At 73.4% G+C, this 22650-nt stretch carries 19 protein-coding genes; 8 read left to right on the top strand and 11 right to left on the bottom strand.

All coding sequences use genetic code 11. The features are described from left to right. Position 1: 1 nt before the first annotated feature. The 7 genes from AC5L34_RS04370 to acs all read right to left on the bottom strand — a co-directional run bounded on the left by AC5L34_RS04370 (position 2) and on the right by acs (position 12194). On the bottom strand, positions 2-934 hold the full coding sequence (locus AC5L34_RS04370) for an alpha/beta fold hydrolase (RefSeq protein ID WP_441173523.1): 933 nt from the start codon (positions 932-934) through the stop codon (positions 2-4). A gap of 144 nt (positions 935-1078) precedes the next feature. Next, positions 1079-2413, bottom strand: coding sequence for a vanadium-dependent haloperoxidase (locus AC5L34_RS04365; RefSeq protein ID WP_494823838.1), 1335 nt, complete (start codon positions 2411-2413; stop codon positions 1079-1081). A 232-nt stretch (positions 2414-2645) separates the two neighbouring features. Then, the gene (locus AC5L34_RS04360; protein WP_494823837.1) at positions 2646-3422 is read right to left on the bottom strand and encodes a helix-turn-helix transcriptional regulator; all 777 of its coding nucleotides are present in this window, start codon (positions 3420-3422) and stop codon (positions 2646-2648) included. A 227-nt stretch (positions 3423-3649) separates the two neighbouring features. After that, positions 3650-4111, bottom strand: coding sequence for a hypothetical protein (locus tag AC5L34_RS04355; protein WP_441173520.1), 462 nt, complete (start codon positions 4109-4111; stop codon positions 3650-3652). Positions 4112-4263: 152 nt separating this feature from the next. After that, positions 4264-6747: an immune inhibitor A domain-containing protein gene (locus AC5L34_RS04350; protein ID WP_441174063.1), complete on the bottom strand. Its 2484-nt coding sequence runs from the start codon at positions 6745-6747 to the stop codon at positions 4264-4266. A 424-nt stretch (positions 6748-7171) separates the two neighbouring features. Then, positions 7172-9964 (bottom strand): immune inhibitor A domain-containing protein, encoded by a 2793-nt coding sequence (locus tag AC5L34_RS04345; protein ID WP_441173519.1) that lies wholly within the window; start codon positions 9962-9964, stop codon positions 7172-7174. A gap of 265 nt (positions 9965-10229) precedes the next feature. Next, complete coding sequence (gene acs, locus AC5L34_RS04340; RefSeq protein ID WP_441173518.1) at positions 10230-12194, bottom strand: acetate--CoA ligase; 1965 nt, start codon at positions 12192-12194, stop codon at positions 10230-10232. 254 nt (positions 12195-12448) lie between these two features. Here acs and AC5L34_RS04335 point away from each other — a divergent pair, with 254 nt between their 5' ends. Further along, positions 12449-13195 carry a Fic family protein gene (locus AC5L34_RS04335; protein WP_441173517.1) on the top strand — a complete coding sequence of 249 codons (747 nt, stop codon included), beginning with the start codon at positions 12449-12451 and terminating at the stop codon, positions 13193-13195. Positions 13196-13366: 171 nt separating this feature from the next. On the opposite strand, the gene AC5L34_RS04330 is transcribed toward AC5L34_RS04335, so the two are convergent. Together AC5L34_RS04330 and AC5L34_RS04325 are read right to left on the bottom strand one after the other, a co-directional pair. Further along, positions 13367-14173, bottom strand: a complete 807-nt coding sequence (locus tag AC5L34_RS04330) for an HAD family hydrolase (RefSeq protein ID WP_441173516.1) — start codon at positions 14171-14173, stop codon at positions 13367-13369. 641 nt (positions 14174-14814) lie between these two features. Further along, positions 14815-15195 carry a VOC family protein gene (locus AC5L34_RS04325; protein WP_441173515.1) on the bottom strand — a complete coding sequence of 127 codons (381 nt, stop codon included), beginning with the start codon at positions 15193-15195 and terminating at the stop codon, positions 14815-14817. A 240-nt stretch (positions 15196-15435) separates the two neighbouring features. Here AC5L34_RS04325 and ssd point away from each other — a divergent pair, with 240 nt between their 5' ends. The 7 genes from ssd to AC5L34_RS04290 all read left to right on the top strand — a co-directional run bounded on the left by ssd (position 15436) and on the right by AC5L34_RS04290 (position 21088). Next, positions 15436-16539, top strand: a complete 1104-nt coding sequence (gene ssd / locus AC5L34_RS04320) for a septum site-determining protein Ssd (RefSeq protein ID WP_363892708.1) — start codon at positions 15436-15438, stop codon at positions 16537-16539. Continuing rightward, on the top strand, positions 16536-17747 hold the full coding sequence (locus AC5L34_RS04315; RefSeq protein ID WP_441173514.1) for a TadA family conjugal transfer-associated ATPase: 1212 nt from the start codon (positions 16536-16538) through the stop codon (positions 17745-17747). The genes ssd and AC5L34_RS04315 overlap by 4 nt, the downstream gene beginning before the upstream one ends. Continuing rightward, positions 17744-19066 carry a hypothetical protein gene (locus AC5L34_RS04310; protein WP_441173513.1) on the top strand — a complete coding sequence of 441 codons (1323 nt, stop codon included), beginning with the start codon at positions 17744-17746 and terminating at the stop codon, positions 19064-19066. Before AC5L34_RS04315 ends, AC5L34_RS04310 begins: the two co-directional genes overlap by 4 nt. A gap of 20 nt (positions 19067-19086) precedes the next feature. Continuing rightward, positions 19087-19854: a type II secretion system F family protein gene (locus AC5L34_RS04305; RefSeq protein ID WP_441174061.1), complete on the top strand. Its 768-nt coding sequence runs from the start codon at positions 19087-19089 to the stop codon at positions 19852-19854. Between the two features lie 63 nt (positions 19855-19917). Next, complete coding sequence (locus AC5L34_RS04300; RefSeq protein ID WP_208418639.1) at positions 19918-20046, top strand: DUF4244 domain-containing protein; 129 nt, start codon at positions 19918-19920, stop codon at positions 20044-20046. Then, positions 20043-20504 (top strand): TadE family type IV pilus minor pilin, encoded by a 462-nt coding sequence (locus tag AC5L34_RS04295; RefSeq protein WP_441173512.1) that lies wholly within the window; start codon positions 20043-20045, stop codon positions 20502-20504. The genes AC5L34_RS04300 and AC5L34_RS04295 overlap by 4 nt, the downstream gene beginning before the upstream one ends. Before the next feature lie 164 nt (positions 20505-20668). Next, positions 20669-21088 carry an Rv3654c family TadE-like protein gene (locus AC5L34_RS04290; RefSeq protein ID WP_441173511.1) on the top strand — a complete coding sequence of 140 codons (420 nt, stop codon included), beginning with the start codon at positions 20669-20671 and terminating at the stop codon, positions 21086-21088. A gap of 67 nt (positions 21089-21155) precedes the next feature. Here the strand turns inward: AC5L34_RS04290 and AC5L34_RS04285 are convergent, their stop codons facing one another. Then, positions 21156-21734, bottom strand: a complete 579-nt coding sequence (locus tag AC5L34_RS04285; RefSeq protein ID WP_494823836.1) for an LURP-one-related family protein — start codon at positions 21732-21734, stop codon at positions 21156-21158. A 422-nt stretch (positions 21735-22156) separates the two neighbouring features. Further along, on the bottom strand, positions 22157-22363 hold the full coding sequence (locus tag AC5L34_RS04280; RefSeq protein WP_121397051.1) for a hypothetical protein: 207 nt from the start codon (positions 22361-22363) through the stop codon (positions 22157-22159). Positions 22364-22650 lie beyond the last annotated feature (287 nt).

Here is a 22650-nt window from a genome sequence, read left to right as displayed (position 1 = left end):
CTCAGGACTTCGCCCAGCGCAGGACCTCGCCCAACACCAGGTCGCCGGCCTCCACGTGCGGGAAGTGCCCGATGTCGTCCAGGAGCCGCCACTCGTAGGGCGCCACCACGTACCGGCTGGAGCCCTGGGCGGTGCGCGGCAGGGAAGCCTCGTCCAGCGCGCCGTGCAGTTGAAGGGTCGGCGTGACGAGCGGCTTCTGCATCAGCCGGACGAAGCGGTAGCCGTGCAGGCGGAGCACCGAGCGGAACGCCCAGCGGTAGCCCTCCAGGGCGCAGAACGCCGCCTGCGGGATGCGCATGGCCTCCCGGCACCGCTGGGCGTACGCCTCGAAGCCCGGCCCACCGACCCAGCGCGGCCCGCCCCAGCGGCGCAGCATCTCCTCGACGGCCGCCGCGTCGTCGCGGGTCAGCACGTGCTCGTAGCGGGGGAGCTGGAACTTCAGGGTGGGCGTGGCGGCGGCGAACTGCCCGCGCGGATCGGCGAAGATCGCGGCCCGCAGCCGCAGCGGGTGGGGGGCGCCGAGCACCACCAGCCGGCGGACCAGCGACGGGTGGAACGAGGCCACCGTCCACGCGATCATGCCGCCGACGCCGGTGCCGACCACGGTGGCGGAGCGTTCGCCGAGTGCCCGGATCAGGCCGGCGACGTCGGCCGCGAGGGTGTAGCCGTCGTACCCCCGGGGCGGCTTGTCGCTGGCGCCGTAGCCGCGCAGGTCGACCGCGACGGCCCGGAAGCCGGCGTCGGCGACGGCCGGCAGCATCTCGTGCCAGGCCCACCAGTGCTCGGGGAAGCCGTGCAGGAAGAGCACCATCGGGCCCGTGCCGGCCTCCACGACGTGGAAGCGGCTGCCGTTGGCGCCGACGAACCGGTGCGTCCACGGCCCCTCGGTGAGGACGCACGACTCGTCGACGGGCCCGCCGCGCTGCTCGGTCATGGGGACAGCCTAGGGCCCCGCCGCCCGGTGTCCCCGGTCCGCCGACCCGGTGCGCGGCTCGGGCCGCTCGTCCGACCTGCCCTTCGGTGCCGCACACGGCTGGAGGGCCGGAGGTGTCGCCACCCCCGGCCCCCCGCCGTCACGTCACCTCAGGTAGGTGCTGAAGACGCGGTTGGCCACCGCGTCGCCGGTGCTCAGGCCGGCGTCGGCGTCCCACTGGTAGTGCACGCCGAGGTAGACGCGGCTGCGGGCGTTCTCCGTCGCCGCCGCGCTGAAGCTGCTGAACGCGCGGGTGACCCCGGGAGCCATCGGATCCTCGGTGGTCGCCACGAAGCTCACCGCGTCCGTGCCGTAGTGGCGCTTCATGACGCCCGCCCAGGCGCCGGCGAACGTGGCGTGACCGGACACGTAGGCCGGGAAGGGCGGCGAGAAGCGGTTGCCGTTGCGGTCGACGGAGAGCGGGCGCCACGAGGCGTCCGGGGTGGTGGCGGAGTTCCCGTCGGACTGTGGCTCGGCGATCGCGCTCTCCGGACGCCACAGGTCGATGCCGGTGTTGTACTTGGCGTCCCAGGCGGCGATGCCCGCGTCCGCCATCGCCATCGCGACCAGGGCGAAGAGCCGGACGGTGTCGGTGGGCTGCTGGGCCGCGACGATCTGGGTGTGCTCGAAGAGTTGACCCGGCGGCTTGTAGGTGCCGTTGAGGTCGTTGGCCCAGAAGAACGCGAGCTGGGTCTGGTCGGCGGTCCGGTCGGCCGGTGCGGCGGTCGCCGAGCCGAGGCGCCGTACCTCGTTGACCTGGTTGGCGTACGCGGTGCTGCTCAGCATCGCAGTCACGGTGGCGAAGCCGCCCGGAAGCGCTGGCCGGAACTGGGAGCCGGAGGTGAGCGCGAACGGCTTGACGGACCCCCAGTTGGGGCCCACCGCCGCGCCGGATCCGGTCGGGCGCCACTGGCCGGCGGTGTTACTGACCGTGTACGGGGTGTTGTTGCCGGAGCCGTCGTTCGCCCGCGCGTTGAGGATGTTCTGCGCGGCGCCGTCGCCGATGCTGGTGCTCCAACCCTCGGGGCCGGGCACACCGATCGGCGGGTACGCGCGGGACCCGGTGAAGGCGGTGTCGAAGTTCTGGCTGGGGAACACCGCACGCAGTACCCGTACGGCCGCCACGTCCATGTTCCAGTCGCGGTCGTAGCTGTAGTTGGGGATCTTGTTGATTTTGGCGATGTAGGGGGCGCCGGAGGTGCCGAGCGACACGGCCGTGTCGTACATGGCCAGGTGCATCATGGCGCCGGCACGGCTGAGGACGGTCGGCGGCTCGTTGCTCGCGCGGAACGCGTCGAGCAGCACGTCGTTCCAGTACACGACGTGGTCGAAGCCATTGGGTGCGGCGGCGGCGGGCTGCGGAACGCCGGCGATCGTCGCGCCGACCCCGGCGGCGGCGATCACCGCGGTGGCGACCCGGAGCAATCCTCGTCTGTTCAAGGTGGTCCTTCCCCGTGTGGCCCTCGTGAGGCCGTGCCGATGGAACTTCCATGGACACAGATCGATTGTTGGAAATCCGGCGCCATCGGCCAATGGCGAAGCGGAACGGCTGCCGCACGCTGCAAGATCCGGACAGCTACGCGGCGCCCGGCACGCGAACGCGCGCCGGGCGCCGGGACGCGGCGGCGGATGCGGCGGTCGTGCGCCGCGACGGGCGGGCGGATGCGGCCCGTCAGAGCCAGCCGCGCCGGACGGCGGCGATGCCCAGCGTCATCCGGTTGCTGGCGCCGGACAGCTCCTCCAGCAGCTCGAAGTGCCGCCGGACCCAGCGGGTGCTGCGGCCGAGGCTGCGGGCGATCGACTCGTCCTTGACCCCGACGGCGGCCATGCGCAGGATCCGCAGTTGCAGTTCGGATGGTCCGTCGCCGGTTTTCGACGCGCCGCCCGTCCGGTCGGTGGCCAGCGGCCGGGCCTGCCGCCAGAGCGCGTCGGCGTAGTGGGCGAGGGCGCCCAGCAGGTCGGGCTGCCGCACCAGCAGCCCGGCCGGACCGGAGCCGGGCCGGGACAGCGGGACGAGTGCGCTGCCCGGGACGAGCAGCAGCGACACGGGCGCCGACGTCGCGACCCGGTGGTGGGTGCCGGCCCGCTCGGCCGCCTCCCGGTGCACCGGATCGGCGAGCAGGTCGGTCACGTGGATCGTCCGGCGGCCGGGCCGGTCCGCGCGGAGCACGCGGCTGAGCAGGCTCGGGGCGGCGTGGACGACCTGCTGGTCGCCACCCGTACCGTCCGCCACCCGGCGGGCGAGGCCGAGGAACTCGTCGCGGGTCTCGACGACGCTGACCCCCGTCGGGGCGGAACCGACGGCGTGTTGTTCCAGGCGTTCAAGGTGCAGGGTGTGTTCGATCACCCTGCGTTGGGCGAAGAGAAGCTGCTGTTGGCTCGCGGCGAGCAGGAGGCGCAGCTCCAGGGCCGACGGAGGGCCGCCACCCGTCGCGGGATCGGCCGTCACCGGCGTCGACAGTTGATGGAGAGCATCGGACAGGACGTCGTTCAACATGTGCCACCCCCGTGGTCGCAGCTGATGGCGGCGGTGCGCCGGTCGCAGACTGGTGGGCGTGGCGACACCCCGCAGTGACGATGATCAATTGCATGGTGACCCGGGTCAATCGGCCGTACTGCCGTTGACGGTGACGTGGAGGTGTGCAAGCGGTGCCCGGTGGGTCACCGAGCGTCAGTTCACGGGCGCGACGCCGCGACCGGTGTGCCCGGACCGCAGTCCATCCGGACCGTCTGCGCGGTCACCCGCAACGTCAGCAGTTGGCCCTCGGCCAGCACGCCCAGCCCGGGCCCGTGCACGGCGTACTCGATGCCGTCCAGGGTGACCATCCCGTAGCAGGGGCCGTCGCCGCCGCGGGTCACCCGAGCCGTGATGACACCGGTGGGCCGGGTGTCCGTGGGCTCCTTCGGCGGTCGCAGCGTCGGCAGCGCGGTCGCGGGCGGCTGCGTCGGTCGATCGGCGGGGGCGACGGAGCTCGCCGAGGGCGTGCCGGCCGGATCGGCATCGCCGGGGCGGGCGGTGGCGGGTGGCGTGGTGCCGCCGGACCCGGCGGACCCGCTCTCCCGTCCGGCACAGCCAGCGAGGGGGGCGAGCAGGACCAGGGCGAGGGCGGCGGGCAGAGCGGTGGTGGGTCGGGTCACCCCGATCCGACGCCCTGGGCCGCGGGCCGGTTCCCGTACCTCCGTCGTCGCGTGGGCGGGCAGGTGCGGGACAGGCCGCCCGGGAAAGGGCGATGCCCGGGCGGAGATCCGCCCGGGCATCGCATGGAGCTGGTGGAAATCTGACCCGAAGGTCAGGAGATACGGATCTTGATGGCGGTGCCGTTCTGCTCGAGCACCCGGATCTTGACGCCGTTGTTCGGCACCTTGACGCCGTGGTTCGGCAGCTCCGCGTACCAGTACTGCTTGCTGTCGTCGAACAGCGGAGCGGCCGCCTGGCCACGGACGTACGACGGCTGGCTGTTCACCCGCAGGGTGAACGAGTCAGCCTTCTTCAGGCTGAACGGGGCGTCGTAGACCTGGACGCGCGCCCGCCACGGGTTGCCGGTGAGGTTGTACAGCGGCTTCGGGCGGGAGTCGATCGTCAGGTTGCGGCCCTCACCCGGGTGACCACCGGGGTTCAGGTACGGGTCGTACGGCATGGTGTTGTTGTCCGGCCACCGCGTGTTCCAGTAGGTGATGAGCAGGCCCTCCTGGTACGCGTAGTGGTCCACCCAGTCCGGCCGGGTGTTCGCGTACCCGAAGAAGTACGGGCCCGTCTTCAGGTACTTGTCGTACGAGACGTACGACCGGTGCGCCGCGATGTAGTAGTTGTCGTACGACTTGGTCGAGTTCTCCCCGACGATGCGGAACCCGGTCTCCCCGCCGGCGAACGTCCAGCCGTCGCTGTCCTCGGCACCGTCGGAGAGCACCGTCTGGCCGTCGGCCGTCACGGTGATCGCGTCGCCGAAGAAGCCGCCGTCGGAGACGCCACCATCGGTGATGTAGTGGAAGCGGAACTGCACGACCTTGCCCGCGGCCACGTCCATCGGCACCGTCAGGTCGACCCAGTCGGCCTGGCCGTCGCCGTCGGTGTCGCTGTTGCCGTCGAGGGCGTTGCGGCCGTTGCCGTCGGTCTTCGGCTGACCGTTGACCAGGAACGGCAGCGCCGTCCAGTTCTGGCCACCGTCCAGCGAAGCCTCGAAGTACATGTAGTCGTAGTCGGTCTCGATGGTGTAGCGGGCCTTCATCGACAGCGAGGCGGAGGACTTCCCGGTGAAGTCGAGCGTCCGGGTCATCGTGGTGTTGAGGTCGTCCTCGTTGCCCGAGAAGAACTGGTGGGCACCCTCGAACGGCTTGCCGTTGCTGAAGCTGTACTCACGCTGCGGCAGCACCACGACGGCGGCCTGCGGCTTGTTGGTGTTGTACTCGGACGGGCCCAGCGTGAGCGTCTGCGGGTCCTGCTTGTCCGGCACCACGGTCTCGTAGTCCAGCCAGCCGAGCTGCAGCTTGTTCCAGGCGCCCAGGTCGGCGCCCCGGTCACCGATGCCCTCGTCGTTCTTGGCGCCGACCCGGCTCTGGGCCATCAGGCTCCAGTGCTCGACGCTGTTGTCGCCGCTGGCGCCGGTGTTGTAGTCGTCCGGCAGGCCCAGGTCGTGGCCGTACTCGTGGTAGAAGACGCTCCGGCCGCCGTTCTCCGGCTGCACGGTGTAGTCCCCGATCCAGATGCCGGTGTTGCCGATCTGGCTACCGCCGAGCGGCGCCCCGGGCGGGCCCGTCTGGCCCTGGTCCGTGGCGTACGCGTACCAGCGGTGGCTCCAGATCGCGTCCTCGCCCTGGTGCGGGTCGCCGTCGGCCTGGTCGCCGCCGGAGTGGACGATCTGGAAGTGGTCGATGTAGCCGTCCGACTCGTTGAAGTTGCCGTCACCGTCGATGTCGTAACGGTCCCACTTGTCGAAGGTCTTGAGCTCGGCGGCGACCTCGGCGTCGGAGCGTCCCGCCGCCTTCTGGTCGGCGACCCACTGGTTGGCGGCGTCGCGGACCAGCGCCCACATGTTCTGGCAGGTGCTCTGCGCGCAGACGGCCGGGTCGTCGCCGTTGGCGTCGTTCGGGTCGTCGTCCGAGCGGCCGTACCGGGCCTCGTTGTACTTGACCTTGACCCAGTCGGTGACCGTGCCGTCCACCGTGTAGCGACCCGAGGACTGCGCCTCGTAGTACTGCTTCAGGGACTCGTCACCGACCCCGGTGCCGAAGTAGAGCTTGCGGAAGTAGTCGGCGCTGTAGTCCGGCTGCCAGAGGGTCGAGTTGTCCACCGCCCGGTTGGGCTGCGGGATCTCGTTGTGCAGCGGCCCGTCGAACCGGGCCGGACCCGGGGTCAGCGGGTCGGTGTCCTTGTCCGGGTAGTCCGGGTGCCGCTCGTTGCCGAACTCGGCCAGGATGACGAAGATCCGGTCGGTCTTCTCGCGGGCCAGCTCGACGTACTGATCGGTGCGAGCGGCCTCCGCCGACCTCGCGGACCGGGTGTTAGCACCGGCCGGGTTGGTCGCGGTCTTGCCGACCTTGACAACCGTGCTCCCGTTGATGCGCTGTGCCTTGGCCTTGCCGGACAGGACCTCGCTGAGGCCCTCCTGGCGCAGGGCGCGGCGCTTCTCCTCGAGCGGGTTGGGCAGGTCGTGGTCGGCATGGGCTGGCTCGGCGGCCGACGGAGCGGCCGTCGGCAACTTCGGCTGCGGCGCGGCGGTGGCGGACGAACCGAACGCCAGTCCCGTCGCCGTCAGCGAAAGCCCGAGCAGACCCACTGCGACTTTGCGCACGTGGTACCTCCGGTGTGAGGGAACCGGCCCAACGGGGGTACGGGCCGGTGAGACCGATCCCACTAGTGGGACCAATGGTGAACATAGACACTCGTGTGACCGGTGGGAAGATGCGTGCGTCGATTTGTTGCAAAGTTTTGTTGGGAATGCTTTTCACCGTCACATCCCGGCCGTTCACCAACGTGGTGAGCAGGGCGGACGGCCCCGCCCGGGCGTAAAGAGACGGTTTTCGATAAGCGTGATCGCGTAACGGAAAAGTGGACGGCGGCGTACCTCGTCGGCCGTCCCACGGGTGGTCCGTCGGGTCTTTACGACCGCCGGCCGCGTGTACACGCGGCGGGGCCCGTCCGGGGAGCGCTCCGCTCCCCGGACGGGCCCCGCCCGTCTCCCGCTCGACCGACCCCTCGGGTCAGTTGCGCGCGGGCGTGACGTGCACGGTCGCGTACGAGTTGTCCCACGCGGCGCGCTTGATGGTGATGGTGACGCCGTACGACACGCCCTGGTCACCCGGGTTGCCGGTGCCCAGCACGATCGCCCCGCCGCCCAGGGTGACCCCGTAGTAGGACGTCGCCGGCGTACCGTCCGGGTTGGTGACCCGGGTCGTGTACGGCGCGTTGCCCTTCGACGGGACGACCACGGAGGCGTCGTTGTCCCGCGCGTACGGCGAGCCGTCGCGCATCTCGATGCCCGGGTACCAGCCCTTCGCGTCGGTGAAGCCCCGCACCGGCGCCTGCGGGCCGAAGCTCGTGCAGTACTCGCTGTACGGCTCGTCCGCCGCCTCCAGGCACTCCTTGAAGGGGTACGTGGGCTTGAGCGAGAAGGCCGCGTTCGCGGACTGCGGGCGGCTGGGCAGGTTGTCCAGCACCGACGGGTCCTTGACGGCCGCCTCACCCGTGCGGCGGTACGGGTCGAAGTGCGAGTCGACGATCAGCAGACCGCCCTTGGCACCGTAGCTGGGCAGCGCGGTCATCTGCGCCGTGGTGTGGTTGACGTCGCCCCGCTCCGTGTCGCGGTACCAGACCAGCATGCCCGGCGCGTTGTAGGAGACCCGGTCCACCTTCCACGCGTCGCGCGAGTAGATCGTGTCGTAGGTGTACTTCAGGCCCTTGTCGAAGCCGTCGAAGTTGCGCCACTCCGCCAGGTAGTAGTGCGCCTGGGTCGAGGTGCCGGTGTCGATGTGCCAGCCCTGGCCGGTGGTGTCGACGAAGGTGCCGCCGGTCGCCGTCCAGCCGTTGGCCCCGCCCTCGACGTCGTCGCTCCACGTGGTGGCGCCGCCGCCGGTCACCGAGAAGTCGTCGGCGAACCAGCCACGCTCCGCGAACGCCTCGTCGGTGGCGTAGCGCAGCCGCAGCTGCACGGTCTGCCCGGCGTACGCGGACAGGTCCACGTAGTCGTGCCGCCAGCCGTGGGTGTCACCGGTGAGGCCGTACTTCTTGTTGCCGAAGTCCACCATCCGGCCGTTCGGGTCGGCGTAGCCGTCGTTCGTGGTGACGAGCTTGCCGGTCGAGTCGTAGACCTTCTGCTCGGTCCAGGTGGTGCCGCCGTCGGTGGAGACCTCGAGGAAGCCGTAGTCCCAGTCGGCCTCGATGACGAAGTTGTTCCACATCCAGAACTTCGCGTCGGCCGCCGCCGGCACGGCCACCTGACGGGCGATCTTGACGTCCGCCCAGTCCTGGTCGGCGCCGGAGTACCACATGTTCGCGCCGCTGTGCGGCGTGGCCAGCGTGATCACCTTGTCCGGCAGGTCGACCTTGATGCCGTCCTTGGTGCCGCGCGGGGTCCGCGAGGTCTGGCCCAGCTTGACGGTGCGCGGGTCCGAGCCCGGAGCGAGGGTCAGCGGGTCGGCCCAGCCGAGCACCCACTTGTCCCACAGGCCCATGTGCGTCGGCAGCGCCTGGAAGATCTCACCCGAGTGCGAGCCCGAGGCCATCAGGTCCCAGAAGTCGACGTCGGAGTCGGCGTTGCCGGAGGTGTCGTAGAGGTCCGGCAGGCCCAGGTCGTGGCCGAACTCGTGGGCGAAGACGCCGACGCCGGCGTCCTCCGGCTGCACGATGTAGTTCGAGACCTGGAGGCTGGTGCCGGGGATGGTGTAGCCGCCGGCCACCGACGACGAGTGCGCCCAGACGGCGTACGTGCCCTCGGCGCCGCCGCCGCGGGACTTGCCCTGCCCGGCGTGCACCAGCACCAGGTGGTCGATCACGCCGTCCGGCTCGAAGAGGTTGCCGTCGCCGTCGCGGTCGCCCTGGTCCTCGATGTCGTAGTCGGCCCACGGGAAGTTCGGGTCCATCTTCGCGAGGGCGTCGATCGCGTCGGTGGCGAGCCGGCCCGCGCCCTGCGGGTTGTCCGGGTGGCCGTTCATCGACTGCTGACGGCCGGGGACCCAGTCGCCGTTCTCGTCCTGGAAGCAGCGCGAGGCCGCGTACCAGCCCTCGGAGTGCGGGACGGTGATCCACGGGCTCGCCTGCCCGTCGACCGTGTACGCGCCCTTGGACATCTCCAGGTACATGTTGTGCATGGTGCGGCCGGTCAGGTCGATGCCCTGCCTGCCGTCCGGGCCCCGCAGATCCTTGCGGACCCGCTCGGTGATGCCCTTCTTGGAATAGAGCATCTTGTCGTAGTGGGTGGGCGAGAAGTCCGGCACCCACATCGAGTTGTTGTCCTCGTGCGGCAGGTTCGCCGGGTTCGGGATCCGGTTGTGCTTCGGCCCGTTCTGCACGGTGCCGGGCACGCAGGTCCGGTCCTCGAAGACCGTCTTCGGCACCATGACGCCGGTGAAGTCGTCGTTGGCCTGGTCGTTGAACTCCACCAGCAGGGTGAGCAGCTTGGCGGTCTGGGTGCTCGGGGCCTTCTTGATCTGCCGCGGGCTCTTGCCCGTCATGATCGACTTGGCCTCGTGCTTCGCGAGCTGCTCGGCCGCGACCGGGTTGCCGCGGGCGTACTTGCGGTCGAAGGCGCGTGCCTCCTCGACCGCCGGGGCGTAGACGCCGCCCTTGCCCTTGACCTCGCGGCCGCTGCTGTCCGGCTGGACGGCCGGCTCCGCGTAGTTGATGTAGTGCTCGTCCGCGCCGATCGTGGCTCGGGCGGGGCCGGGCTCCGCCGCCGCCGCGCCACCGGTCACGGTCAGTGACGTGGCGGCGAGGGCGATGGCGGGCAGCGCGACGAGCAGGCGTCGACGCGACCCGGATTGCGGGTTTCTGTTCATGCCGCTCCGTTTCTCGGGCATGGGGGAGGAGGAAGTCGGCCGGCCCTCCATCGATGTGACGTCCATCGAACCGACCCGACGTGCGTGAACCTAGAACAGAAAACAGGGGAACGACAGGGGTCGACGTCTGCCTGTGTACGTTCAGCTTCTCCAGGCTCACCCGACCGACCGATGTGACAGCCCGCATCCGGCCGGTCGCCCAGCCGTAAGAGACGACGATGGGTGACGGCCCGCGCGGGCCGCCACCCATCGGGGCGTACGCGTGTCAGTCCTCGTCGGACTTCCCGCCGCCCATGCCGGACGAGATCAGGTCCATGACGGATGAGTCCTGGAGCGTGGTGACGTCACCGAGCGAGCGGTTCTCCGCGACGTCGCGCAGCAGCCGGCGCATGATCTTGCCCGAACGGGTCTTCGGCAGCTCCGGCACCAGCATGATCTGCCGGGGCTTGGCGATCGGGCCCAGCGTCTTCGCCACGTGGTTGCGCAGCTCGGCGATGAGCTTCTCACCGGCGTCGCCGGCGATGTCCGTGGTGCCGCGCGGGATGGCGAACGCGACGATGGCCTGCCCGGTGGTGGGGTCGGTCGCGCCGACCACCGCCGCCTCGGCCACCGACGGGTGGGAGACCAGCGCCGACTCCACCTCGGTGGTGGAGATGTTGTGCCCGGACACCAGCATCACGTCGTCGACGCGGCCGAGCAGCCAGACGTGCCCGTCGTCGTCCTTCTTCGCCCCGTCCCCGGCGAAGTACATCCCCTCGAAGCGCGACCAGTACGTCTCGATGAACCGGTTGTCGTCGCCCCAGATGGTGCGCAGCATCGACGGCCACGGCTCGCGCAGCACCAGGTAGCCACCGCCGCCGTTCGGCACCGACTGCCCCTGGTCGTCGACGACGTCGGCGACGATCCCGGGCAGCGGCGTCATCGCCGAGCCCGGCTTGGTCGCCGTCACACCCGGCAGCGGCGAGATCATGATCGCCCCGGTCTCCGTCTGCCACCAGGTGTCCACGATGGGCAGCTCACCGCCGCCGACGTGCTGCCGGTACCACATCCACGCCTCGGGGTTGATCGGCTCGCCGACGCTGCCGAGCAGCCGCAGCGAGGACAGGTCGTAGCCGGCGGGGATGTCGTCGCCCCACTTCATCATCGTGCGGATGAGCGTCGGGGCGGTGTAGAGGATGCTGACCTTGTACTTGTCGACGATCTCCCAGAACCGGCCCTTGTGCGGGGTGTCCGGGGTGCCCTCGTACATCACCTGGGTGGCGCCGTTGGAGAGCGGGCCGTAGACGATGTAGGAGTGCCCGGTCACCCAGCCGATGTCGGCCGTGCACCAGTAGACGTCGGTCTCCGGCTTCAGGTCGAAGACCGCGTGCGTCGTGTACGACGTCTGGGTCAGGTAGCCGCCGGTGGTGTGCAGGATGCCCTTCGGGCGGGCCGTGGTGCCGCTGGTGTAGAGGATGAACAGCGGGTGCTCGGCGTCGAACGGCTGCGCGGCGTGCTCGGCCGAAGCGGTCTCGACCGTCTCGTGCCACCAGCGGTCCTTAGCCGACCAGGCGACCTCCTCGCCGGTACGCCGGACCACCAGCACGTGCTCCACCGACGGGCAGTTCGCCACCGCCTCGTCCACGGTCGGCTTCAGCGCCGACGGCTTGCCCCGGCGGTAGCCGCCGTCGGCGGTGATCACCACCTTCGCGCTGGCGTCCTGGATGCGGTTGGTCAGCGCGTCGGCGGAGAAGCCGCCGAAGACCACGCTGTGGGTGGCGCCGATCCGGGCGCAGGCGAGCATCGCGACCGCCGCCTCCGGCACCATCGGCAGGTAGATCGCCACCCGGTCGCCGGCGGTGACGCCCAGGTCGGTCAGCGCGTTCGCCGCCTGACAGGTCAGCCGGTGCAGGTCGGCGTACGTGATGGTCCGGGTGTCGCCCGGCTCGCCCTCCCAGTGGATGGCGACCTTGTCGCCCAGCCCGGCCTCGACGTGCCGGTCCAGGCAGTTGTAGGCCACGTTGAGCTGCCCGCCGACGAACCACTTCGCGAACGGCGGCTTCGACCAGTCGAGCACCTGGTCCCACTGCCGCGCCCAGGTCAGCCGCCCGGCCTGCCGCTCCCAGAACGCCAGCCGGTCGGCCCCGGCCTCCGCGTACGCGTCGGCGGTGACGTTGGCGTTCGAGGCGAGTTCGGCCGGCGGCGGGAACTGGCGCGTCTCGTTCAGCAGATTTGCCAATGCCTCGCTCATGCCGTACTCCCTCGTCGCTCAGGTGACCTGCGTCTCTCTAGGGCACGAGGTTAGTCGTGGCGGCCGGTGCGGGCGACCGCCGGTCCGGCCGACGCGCGCCGAGCGGCCCCCACCGCGCGCCGGACGGCGACGCGGACCGTCGCGCCGACGCCATTTGTCCGGGAGGGCTCGCCGGCCGACCGGCCGTGGGTGGCGGTGGTCGCTTCCGGGCGGCTCGCCGGCGGGTCGCGCCGGGCAGTCGATAGCGTGACGGGGTGACCGCTGACCCGCTCGCCCCGCTGCTCGCGCTCGCCGACATCGCCCCCGCCGTCGAGCGGGCCCGCGAGCGGTTCGACCAGGCCCTGGGGCACCGCGCGCTGCGCCGCCACGGCGGCCAGGTCGCGGCCGAGGTCAGCCTCCGCTCCGCGGTGGCCAGCGCCGCCCTGGAGGGGTACGCCCGCGAGCGCGAGGCGGTACGCGCGGGAACGGTGACCGAGCCGGTGGTGCAGGGCGCGCTGCGGGTCGCCGGGGCGCTGCCCGGGCTGTCCGAACTCTGGCCGAAGGCGCCCCGGCAGGCGCTGGCCCGGCTGCACGTGCTCGCCGCCCGCGACGTGGTCGGCGAGGCCGAGCTGGGCCGGCCGGTGGCGGACCCGGTCGTCGCCGCCCGGCTGGACGCGTTGGCCGGGCTCGTCGCCGGGGGCACGAAGGTCTCGCCGCTGGTGCTGGCCGCCGTCGTGCACGGCGAGCTGCTGAACCTGCGCCCCTTCGCGGGGCCGTCCGGGGTGGTGGCCCGGGGCGCCGCCCGGCTGGTGCTGCTGTCCAGCGGGCTCGACCCGCGCGGCCTGCTCGGCGTGGACGTGGGTCACCACGAGCGCGAGCCCGAGTACGTCGGCTCGGCCGGCGCCTTCGCCACCGGCACCCCGGACGGCCTGCGCTCCTGGCTGCGCCACTACATGGCGGCGGTGGAGGTGGGCGCCGACCAGCTCACGGCCATCGGCGACGAGGTCCTCGCGGCGGCCTGAGCCGGCCGACGCCTGGAAGCCGGCTCTGGCCCGTCCCCGCGTTGCGCCCGGTCGTCGGGCTGCGCGCGTCGTGCGGCCTGGGTGCACGCCGCCGCGGAGTTCAGGTCGGCGCGGTCCCGGCCGCCAGCGCCGGCTACGTCCTCGCGGCTCAGGCGCTCGGGCTCAGTGGGCTCAGGCGGGCGCGGGGGCGGTGCGGGTGCGACGGTGGCGGCCGTACCAGGCGATGCCGATGGCCACGCCGACGCCCACGCCCAACGCCGCGGCGGCGACCGGGACGGCCGGGCGCTCGCGCAGCCGCCGCCCCAGCGGGATCGGGTGCCGGAACTCCAGCACCGGCCAGGAGTTCTCGATCGCCAGCCGGCGCAGCTGCCGGTCCGGGTTGACCACCGACGGGTGGCCGACGCACTCCAGCAGCGGCCGATCGCTGTACGAGTCGGAGTAGGCGTACGAGTCGGCCAGGTCGTAGCCGCGCTCGGCGGCCAGCTCACCGACCGCGTGGACCTTGCTCGGGCCGGCAGCGTAGAACTCGACCTCGCCGCTGTAGCGGCCGTCGACCACGCCCATCCGGGTGGCGATCACGTCGGTGATCCCAAGCAGCACACCGATCGGCCGGACCATCTCCTCGCCGGAGGCGGAGACCAGGACGACGTCCCGCCCGGCGGCCTGGTGCTCCTCGATCAGGGCGGCGGCCTCGGCGTACACGTAAGGGTTGATCAGCTCGTGCAGCGTCTCCGCGACGATCTGGCGGACCTGTTCCACCTGCCAGCCCTTGCAGAGCGCGGCGAGGTAGTCCCTGGTCTTGGCCATGGTCTGCTCGTCGGTGCCGCCCAGCCGGAACATCAGCTGCGCGTACGCCGACTTGACCACGTCACGCCGGGTGATCAGGCCGTCCCGGTAGAACGGCCGACCGAACGCCAGGGCGCTCGACTTGGCGATGACGGTCTTGTCCAGATCGAAGAAAGCGGCACTTCGGCCCACGGCGCGAAAGTCTAGCCGGATGGTCTATGGTCGGCGGGTGCCCGGGGCCCGGCGACCCCTCGGACCTGCGGGCCGGCCCCCACCCACCTTCGCGCATAGTGACGATGGTCACACTCTGCGAACATTATTTCGCAGGGAGTGGAGGCGACACCACTCGACGTATACAGGTCCGCTCAGGCAGACTTGACGACGCGACGAGTGTTCACATCTCGTACAACAGGCAGACCCTCGGCGGTTGCACCCCCCGTGACCGCCGAGTGGGTTCGGCTCGACCCCCCCGGAGCCGAACCTTCGACGACCCCCGTCTCCCCCCGACGGGGGTCGTCCCTTTCCCCCCGGGAGCGCTCCGACACAGGTCACTGGTCGTCTCGATGCTCTCCACAGGCGCACCTGAGCCGACGAAGAACGCCAGCGGGTCGGGCCGTCTGAGGAGACGCCCCGGCACGGGCGACGGTCCGCCGGGATCGGGCGGCGGAGACGTCCGGACGCGCGTATAACGATTGAGCGTCGTTGACGCCTGTTCGTGCCTTCCACCGGCCCGGTCGCCCGTGCCGAGGGCCCGCCCCCTCCGGTGGCGAGGCTCCGGCCCTACGGTCGCTGCGGCGGCCGGCTCCCCGGGTCCGCGTGCGCCGGTACGCGCGTCACGGCCAGGTTCGGGCCTCCGCGTCGAAGACCTCCGGCGGGCTCTCCACTGGCAGGACGCACACCAGATGCCCACCGGGTACGCGCAGCACCCGGCACTCCTGCCACTGCGCCACCCGCGTGGCGCCGAGGGCGACCAGGCGGGCGGTCTCGGCCTCGACGTCGTCGGTCTCGAAGTCGAGGTGGAAGCGGGGCTCGTCGTCGACCTCCTGCACGGCGATGACCAGCCCGGGCAGGGCGTCGTGCAGGCCGATGAACTGCGGATACGACGGGTCGGACTCGGTTGGGACACCCAGGGCTCCCGACCAGAAGGCCACCGCCCGGGCAGCCTCCGCACGAGGGGTGTCGATCAGGATGGCGTACACGCGGCTGCGATGCATGCAACGCAGACTATCGATCCGTACGGCCCGCGCGGAGCCCGTGCCGCCGTCACGGTAGCCGGGGCGATTCCGGAGTTGGGAGGCGCGTAAGGCCCGCCGGAAGTCCATAGCAGATCGACTCGCTCGGCGGGCGTTGTCCACAGGGCGCGCGGTTGTCCACAGGCTGTGGGGACGGGGCGGCGACCGGGGTGGCACCGGAGCAGGGTCTCGGGTCAGCAACCCCGACCGCTGGAGGCCGCGATGCCACCCCGTACCTCCGTCCCGCCGCACCGGCCCCTGCCGCTGCTCGTCACCTCGGACGGCGACCTGCTCGACGACCTGCTCCGACTCGCCGCGGCGGGCGGCGTCGAGGTGGAACTCGCCGCCGACCCCGCCGCGGCCCGCACCCGCTGGCTGCCCGCCCCGCTCGTGCTGGTCGGCGCCGACCAGGCCCAGCCCTGCCTGCGGGCGCGGTTGCCGCAGCGGCCCCGGATGGTGCTGGTGGGCCGCTCCGGGGAGCTCGACCCCGGCTGGCAGGTCGCCGAGCTGATCGGCGCGGAGCACGTGGCGACACTGCCGGCCGCCGAGCCCTGGCTGGTCGACCGGTTCGCCGAGTGCGGGCCGGAGGGCGTCGAGCGGGGCGGCGCCCGGATCGTCGCCGTCCTGGGCGGGCGGGGCGGTGCCGGCGCGAGCATCCTGGCGGGCGGGCTCGCCGTCACCGCCGCCCGGGCCCGGCTGCGCACCCTGCTCGTCGACGCCGACCCGCTCGGCGGCGGGCTCGACCTGGTGCTCGGCTGGGAGCAGTTGGAGGGGCTGCGCTGGCCGGCGCTGACCGGCGCCGACGGCCGGGTGGACGCACCGGCACTGGTGCGGGCCCTGCCGAGCCGGGGCGACCTGGTGGTGCTCTCCTGGGACCGGGGCGACCTGCTCGCCCTTCCCGCCCAGGCGATGGCCGCGACCGTCGACGCCGCCCGGCGGGGCCGGGACTTCGTGGTGGTGGACCTGCCTCGGCAGTTGGACGACGCGGCCGTGACCGCGTTGCAGGCGGCGGACCAGGTCTACGTGGTGGTCCCGGCCGAGCTGCGGGCCACCGCCGCCGCGGCTCGGGTGGTGGCCGCCGCCGCCCCGCACTGCGCCGCGATGTCGGTGATCGTGCGCGGTCCGGCGCCGGGCCGCCTCGGTGCGGCGGAGGTGGCCCGGGCGCTCGCGCTGCCGCTGGCCGGCACGCTGCGCCCGGAACCCGCGCTGACCCGTGGGCTGGAGCGGGGCGAGGCACCCGCCGCGCACGGTCGGGGGCCGCTGGCCGCGCTCTGCCAGCGGATCGTCGCGGAGCTGACCGGCGCGCCGGCGGCGGGTGCGGCATGACCGGGCCGTCCGAGGGCGAGACCCTCGCCGCCCGGGTGCGACAGCGCATCGCGGCCGCCGCCGCCCCGGTCACCCCCGCCGCGATCGTGTCCGCCGTACGGGCGGAGCCCACCGCCGCCGTCCTCGGCGACACCGCCGTACTGCGGATGGCCGACCAGGTGCACGACGACCTGGTGGGAGCCGGTCCGCTCGCCCCGCTGCTGGCCGACCCGGAGGTCACCGACGTGCTGGTCAACGGCGTGCGGGTCTGGGTGGACCGGGGGCGGGGCCTGCACCAGGTCGCGGTGCCGCTCGGCACGGTCGACGACGTACGCCGGCTCGCGCAACGGCTCACCGCCAGCGCCGGCCGGCGGCTCGACGACGGCTCCCCGTACGCGGACGCCCGGCTTCCCGACGGCACCCGGCTGCACGCCGTGCTGCCGCCCGTGGCGACCGACGGGCCCTATCTGTCCCTGCGGACCTTCCGGCAGCGGCCCTTCACCCTCGACGAACTGGTGAGCCAGGGGACGGTTCCGCGCCCGGTGGCGCCGGTGCTCTCCGCCGTGGTGGCGGCCCGGCTGGCGTACCTGGTGACCGGCGGCACCGGCTCGGGCAAGACGACCCTGCTCAACACGCTGCTCGGACTGGTCCCCGCCACCGAACGGATCGTGCTGGTGGAGGACGCGGCCGAGCTGCACCCCCGGCACCCGCACGTCGTCGGGTTGCAGGCGAGGACGGCCAACGTGGAGGGATCCGGCGCGGTCGGGCTGACCGACCTGGTGCGGCAGGCCCTGCGGATGCGGCCCGACCGGCTGGTCGTCGGCGAGTGCCGGGGCGGGGAGGTCGTCGACCTGCTCGCCGCCCTGAACACCGGCCACGACGGAGGCGCCGGCACCCTGCACGCCAACACCCCGTCGGACGTGCCGGCGCGGCTGGAGGCCCTCGGGATGCTCGGCGGGCTGCCGCGCCCGGCGCTCCACGCCCAGGTGGCCGCCGCGCTCCAGGTGCTGCTCCAGGTGCGCCGCGGTGCCGAGGGACGGGTGCTGGAGTGGGTCTGCCTGCTCCTGCCGGAAGGCCCGGACCGGCTGGTCACGGCGGTTCCCGCCTGGGTACGCGGGCGCGGGCCCGACCTCGCCGCACCGGCGCTCGCCGAACTGCTGCGGGAGCGGGGCGTACCGGTGCCGCCGGTCCTGACCGAGCCGTGGCCCGGATCGGCGGGACCGAGGTGACCGCCCCGTACGCCCTGGTGGCGCTGCTGCCCGCGCTCGCCGCGGCGGTGCTGGTGGCCGGGGTGGTGCGTGGCGGTCGCAACCGGCGGGGCGTGTTGGCCGTCGGCGGGGGAAGCGCGGGCGCCGGCACCGAGGACCCGCTCGTCGCCTGGATCACCGAGCTGCGCCGGACACCCGATCAGGGCGCGGAGACCGCTGCGGCGGCGGGCATGGCCGGGGGCGTCGCTCGTCCTCGCGCCGCCGACCGGCGGAACCCGTACGACGAACCTCCGGTCCGTCGGGGGCAGCCTCCGAGCCTCCCGGCCGGCGGCACCCACCGAGGTGAGCGCGAGGCGGAAGGCGGGGCGCGGTGGGCGTCCCGGGACGCGGTCGACCGGTCGCCGTGGCCCTGGCCGGCCGGAGACGACCGTGGCGCTTCGGGACCGACGAGACCCGGGGGCGGCGGTCCCGACCGGCTGCGGCCACCGGCCCGGCGGGACGCCCGACGCCCCGGCGGGACGCCCGCCCCGACGGCTGCCTCGTCTCGCCGGCCCGGCGCGGTGACCGGTCCGCCCGGCGAGGACCGGCGACCGGCGTCGCTGCGGTCGTACGCGTTGACGGCGTCGCGGGGGCGCATCCTGCTGCTCGCCGCGTCGGCCGGCACCGGGGTGGGCCTGCTGCTGGCCGGTCCGGTCGCGGCGGTGGCCGTCGGCGCCTACGGCACGCTGTCCGCCCGCGCGCTCCTCCGACGCAGGGAGGGCCGGTACGCCGTCCGGGCCCGGCGGCGCCGGCTGGACCAGCTCTGCGGGCTGGCCGCCGACCTCCGGGCCGGCCTGCCGGTGCCGGTCGCCGCCGAGCGGCTCACCTCGGGGGACGGCGGAATCCCGGGCAGGCGTGGCACCACGGGCGGGGACGGCACCACGGGCGACGGCGGCACCCCGGACGGAGGTGGAACCGCGGGCGGCGACCCGGCCGGCCGCGACGAGCGGGGCGGGCCGGGACGCCTCGACCACCTGGCCCGCGCCGCCGTACGTCTCGCCGACCAGACGGGCGCGCCGCTGGCGGAGTTGCTGGAGCGGATCGAGGCGGACGCCCGCTCGGCGGACCGTGGACTGGCTGCGGCGGAGGCGCAGGCGGCCGGGGCGCGTGCCACCGCCCTGCTGCTCGCCGCCCTGCCGCTCGGCGGCATCGGGCTCGGCTACGGCATCGGCGTCGATCCGGTGGCGGTCCTGCTGCACACCCCCGTCGGTGGCGCGTGCGCGGTCGTCGCCATCGCGCTCCAGGTCGCGGGGCTGTTCTGGGCCGAACGGCTCGGCGCGACGCCGGGACGGGCGAGCTGATGCCCCGGCTGACGCTCGTGGTGGGCCTTGTGGTGGCGGCGGCCCTGCTCGCCGCGACGCTCGCGGCGGGCCGGCGGCCCTTGCGCCGGCTGCGTGCCCTGCGCAGGGCACCCGTCGGCGTCCACCCGGCCGCGCCGCCCCGCCGGCCTGCCGGGTCCCGTGAGGCCGCGACCGATGGCGTCCGTCCCCGCCGGCGGCCGGACGCCATCCGGGTCGCCTCCGGCCTGGGCGGCGTGGCGGTGGTGGTCGTCGTCGGTGGCTGGCCCGGGGTGGTGGCTGCCCTGCCGACGACGCTGCTGCTCGACCGGCTGCTCCGTCGCATCGAGCCCCCGGCCGTACGGAACCGGCGGCTGCGGGAGGCGGCCGATCTGCCGCTCGCCGCCGACCTGCTGGCGGCGGCGATGCGGGCGGGGGCGCCCGTGGACAGGTCGGTCCTGGCCGTGGCGGGGGCGCTGGACGGGCCGCTCGCCGACCGACTCGCCCGGGTCGGCCGGTTGCTGCGGCTCGGCGGCGGCCCCGAGGAGGCGTGGGCGCCGCTCGCGGCGGTGCCGGGAGCCGACCGGCTGACGGCCGCCGTGCTGCGCAGCGCCAACAGCGGAGCCGCGCTGGCCGGCGCGCTGACCCGACTCGCCGACGACCTTCGCGCCGACCGGGCCACCGCCGCGGAGGCGGCCGCGCGCCGGGCCGGTGTGCTCATCGTCCTGCCGTTGGGGCTCTGCTTCCTGCCGGCCTTCATTCTCGCCGGCCTGGTGCCGGTGATCGTCGCCGTCCTCGGCGACGTGCTCTGACCACCCTCGAGAAAGGACCACAACGTGCGCAAACTGCTCGCCCGCCTGCGCGGGGACGCCGGGATGAACACCGCCGAGTACGCCGTCGGCACCCTGGCCGCGGTCGCCTTCGCCGGGATCCTGCTGAAGGTGCTGACCTCGGGCAACGTGCAGTCCGCGTTGACCGCCGTCATCGACCGGGCACTCAAGTGAACCGGCGCCGGTCGGCCGGCCGTGACCGGGGTTCCTTCACGGCCGAACTGGCGGCCGGCCTGCCGGCGCTCCTGCTGCTCCTGCTCGCCGGGCTGTCGGCGGTCAACGCCGTCGGCACGAGGGCGGGCTGCCTGCACGCGGCCCGGGAGGCGGCGCTGGCCGCCTCCCGGGGCGCCGACGGGGCGGCCGCAGCCAGCCGAGCGACCCCGCCGGGGGCGGAGGTGACCGTCACCGTCGACGGCCAGCGGGTCGTCGCCACCGTCCGGGCGCCCGTACGCGCGCTCGGCTCCCGGCTGCCCCGGATCTCCGTGACCGCCACGGCGGTGGCAGCCATCGAACCCGGCGTCGCGGAGTCCGCCGGCAGCCCCGTCCGGTCGACCACCCCCGGGGCGTCGGCGCCGCCCGATGTCGCGGAGCCCGCCACGCCGGTCGCCGAACCGGCGGAGGGCGGGCCGTGACCGGGCGGCCCGGGGGCGCCAACCGGGCCGCCCGATGTCGCGGAGCCCGCCACGCCGGTCGCCGAACCGGCGGAGGGCGGGCCGTGACCGGGCGGCCCGGGGGCGCCAACCGCCAGTGCCGTGCAGGTCTCGACGCCGACCGTCGAGCCGGGGGAGGGCGGGCCGTGACCGGGCGGCGCAGGGGTGCCGGCCAGCCGCGCGGAGGCCCGGCGCAAGCGCGGGAGGAAGGGGTACGGCCTGCCGGAGATCGTGGTGGGGCGACCGTCTGTCTGCTCGCCGTGGGGCTGGCGTTCGTCATGGTCGGGTTGTTCGGCGCGGCCGTCGGTGCGGCCCGCACGGCCCGGCAGCAGGCCCGGGTGGCGGCGGACCTCGGCGCGCTCGCCGGTGCCGGTCAGGCCCTCCTGGGTGAGCCGGCGGCCTGCGGTCGGGCTGTCGAGATCGCCGGCGCCAACGGTGGGCGGCTGTTGGCCTGTCGGCTCGACGGCCTGGACCTCCTGGTGACCGCCGAGGTCGCCGTCACCCCGCTGCCCGGCCTGGCGCGGGCGGCGACGGCGAGCGCCCGTGCCGGCCCCGTCCGTGGCTGAGCGGCAGGCCGGTACGGAGACGCGACCGGGCCGGGGCGACGGGAGTCGGCACCCCGACCCGGGCGGGTCAGCGCCCCTGGAGGGCGTCGAGGGCGACGGCCATCGCGATCACGAGGCGGCGGTCGACCTGCGGGTTGTGGATCTGTACGACGTACCGGTCGCGCAGGCCCCACTGCTTGATGACGGAGAAGACCGGCTGACCGCCGGCGACGAAGTCGAAGTGGTAGGGCAGCCAGGACAGCGAGTCGACGAACCGGCGCAGCAGCGCCACCGGCATGCTGCGCTCCTGACCGGCGACCTGCGGCAGGCCGGGCTGCTCGACGTGCCAGGTGGACCGCAGCAGGGACTGGGCGAAGTCCTTGCGGAACAGGCCGATCGGGTTGCCGGTGTGGTCGGTCACGTCGTACGTGGCGCCGATGTCGAGGCGCTGGCGGGCCTTGAACCCCAGCAGGGGCTGCTGCTTCGAGTCGTCGGTGTAGATCGTCACCTGCTCCTTGAAGGCGAGTCGCTTCTGCTGGGCGAACGCCAGCAGCCCGCCTTCGGAGCCGTCCGGTGCGACGGCGTGGACCTCGTACTGGTTGACCATCATCCGGAGCCGCTGCCGGATGTGGAACTGCTGCTGGGCCTGCAGGTTGTCGAGTTGCATAAGTTCTCCTTCGAGGGGTCGCCGGAGTGTCGCACAGCTTCAACCGCGCCGCCGCCGACAGGTCACGCGGCCCTCCCCGCAGGCCACGCGCCCGTCCGGCCGACGTTCGGCGTACCGGGCCGAGTACCCGCCCCTCGCCGCCGCTACCGCCACCCGGCTGCCGCCCGTCCGGTCACCCGCTGCCCCGACCACCCCGCCACCCCGGCTGCCGCCCGCCCGGTCACCCGCTGCCCGACCACCCCGCCACCCCGGCGGTGGCCGCCCCGACCGCACAACCCGCTATGACCGGCGCAAGCCGCCCCACCGCGCAGCCGACCGGCGCAACCCGCCCCCAACCGCGCAACCCGCCCGGCGCAACCCGGCACGACCGTACGACCCGCCCCGACCCCCGGCGCGAACCCTCGCGATCTGTGCGGCCGGGCTCAGCGGCCCCCGTCGACGGTCGCCTTGAGCGCCCACGCGTTGAGGACCTGGTGGATGCTGCGCAGCCGCTCGTTGATCTGTTCCAGGCGTTCGGCCTGCGCCAGGCTGGCCAGCGCGGTGCCCAGGGCGATCTGCTGGTCGGGAGTGAGCTTCTCCTGGTCGATCGTGTAGAGCAGGTCGACGGTCTCGGCGATGGTGTCGGCCACGACTCCTCCTTCGACGGCGAGGACGGCAAGGACGGCTAAGGATCCGCGAGCACCGATGGAAGCGCTCCCATGCCTTCGTTTGCCCCGAGCGAAGGGGTTCTATGCCTGCTTTCCACCACCCGGGACGGCGACGTCCCCCGAGCCCGCCTCCGCGAGCCGGGACGGGTCGCCCGGATCGCGCGGAGCGCCCAGCGCCCCCGGAGCGCCCAGCGCCCCCGGATCGCGTAGGGCCCCCGGAGCACCCCGATCGCGTCGAGCATCCGGCCTACTCGGCGCGCCGGGGACGG

The organism is Micromonospora sp. ZG13 (assembly GCF_059359355.1).
This window is presented reverse-complemented; position numbering and strand designations above follow the sequence as displayed.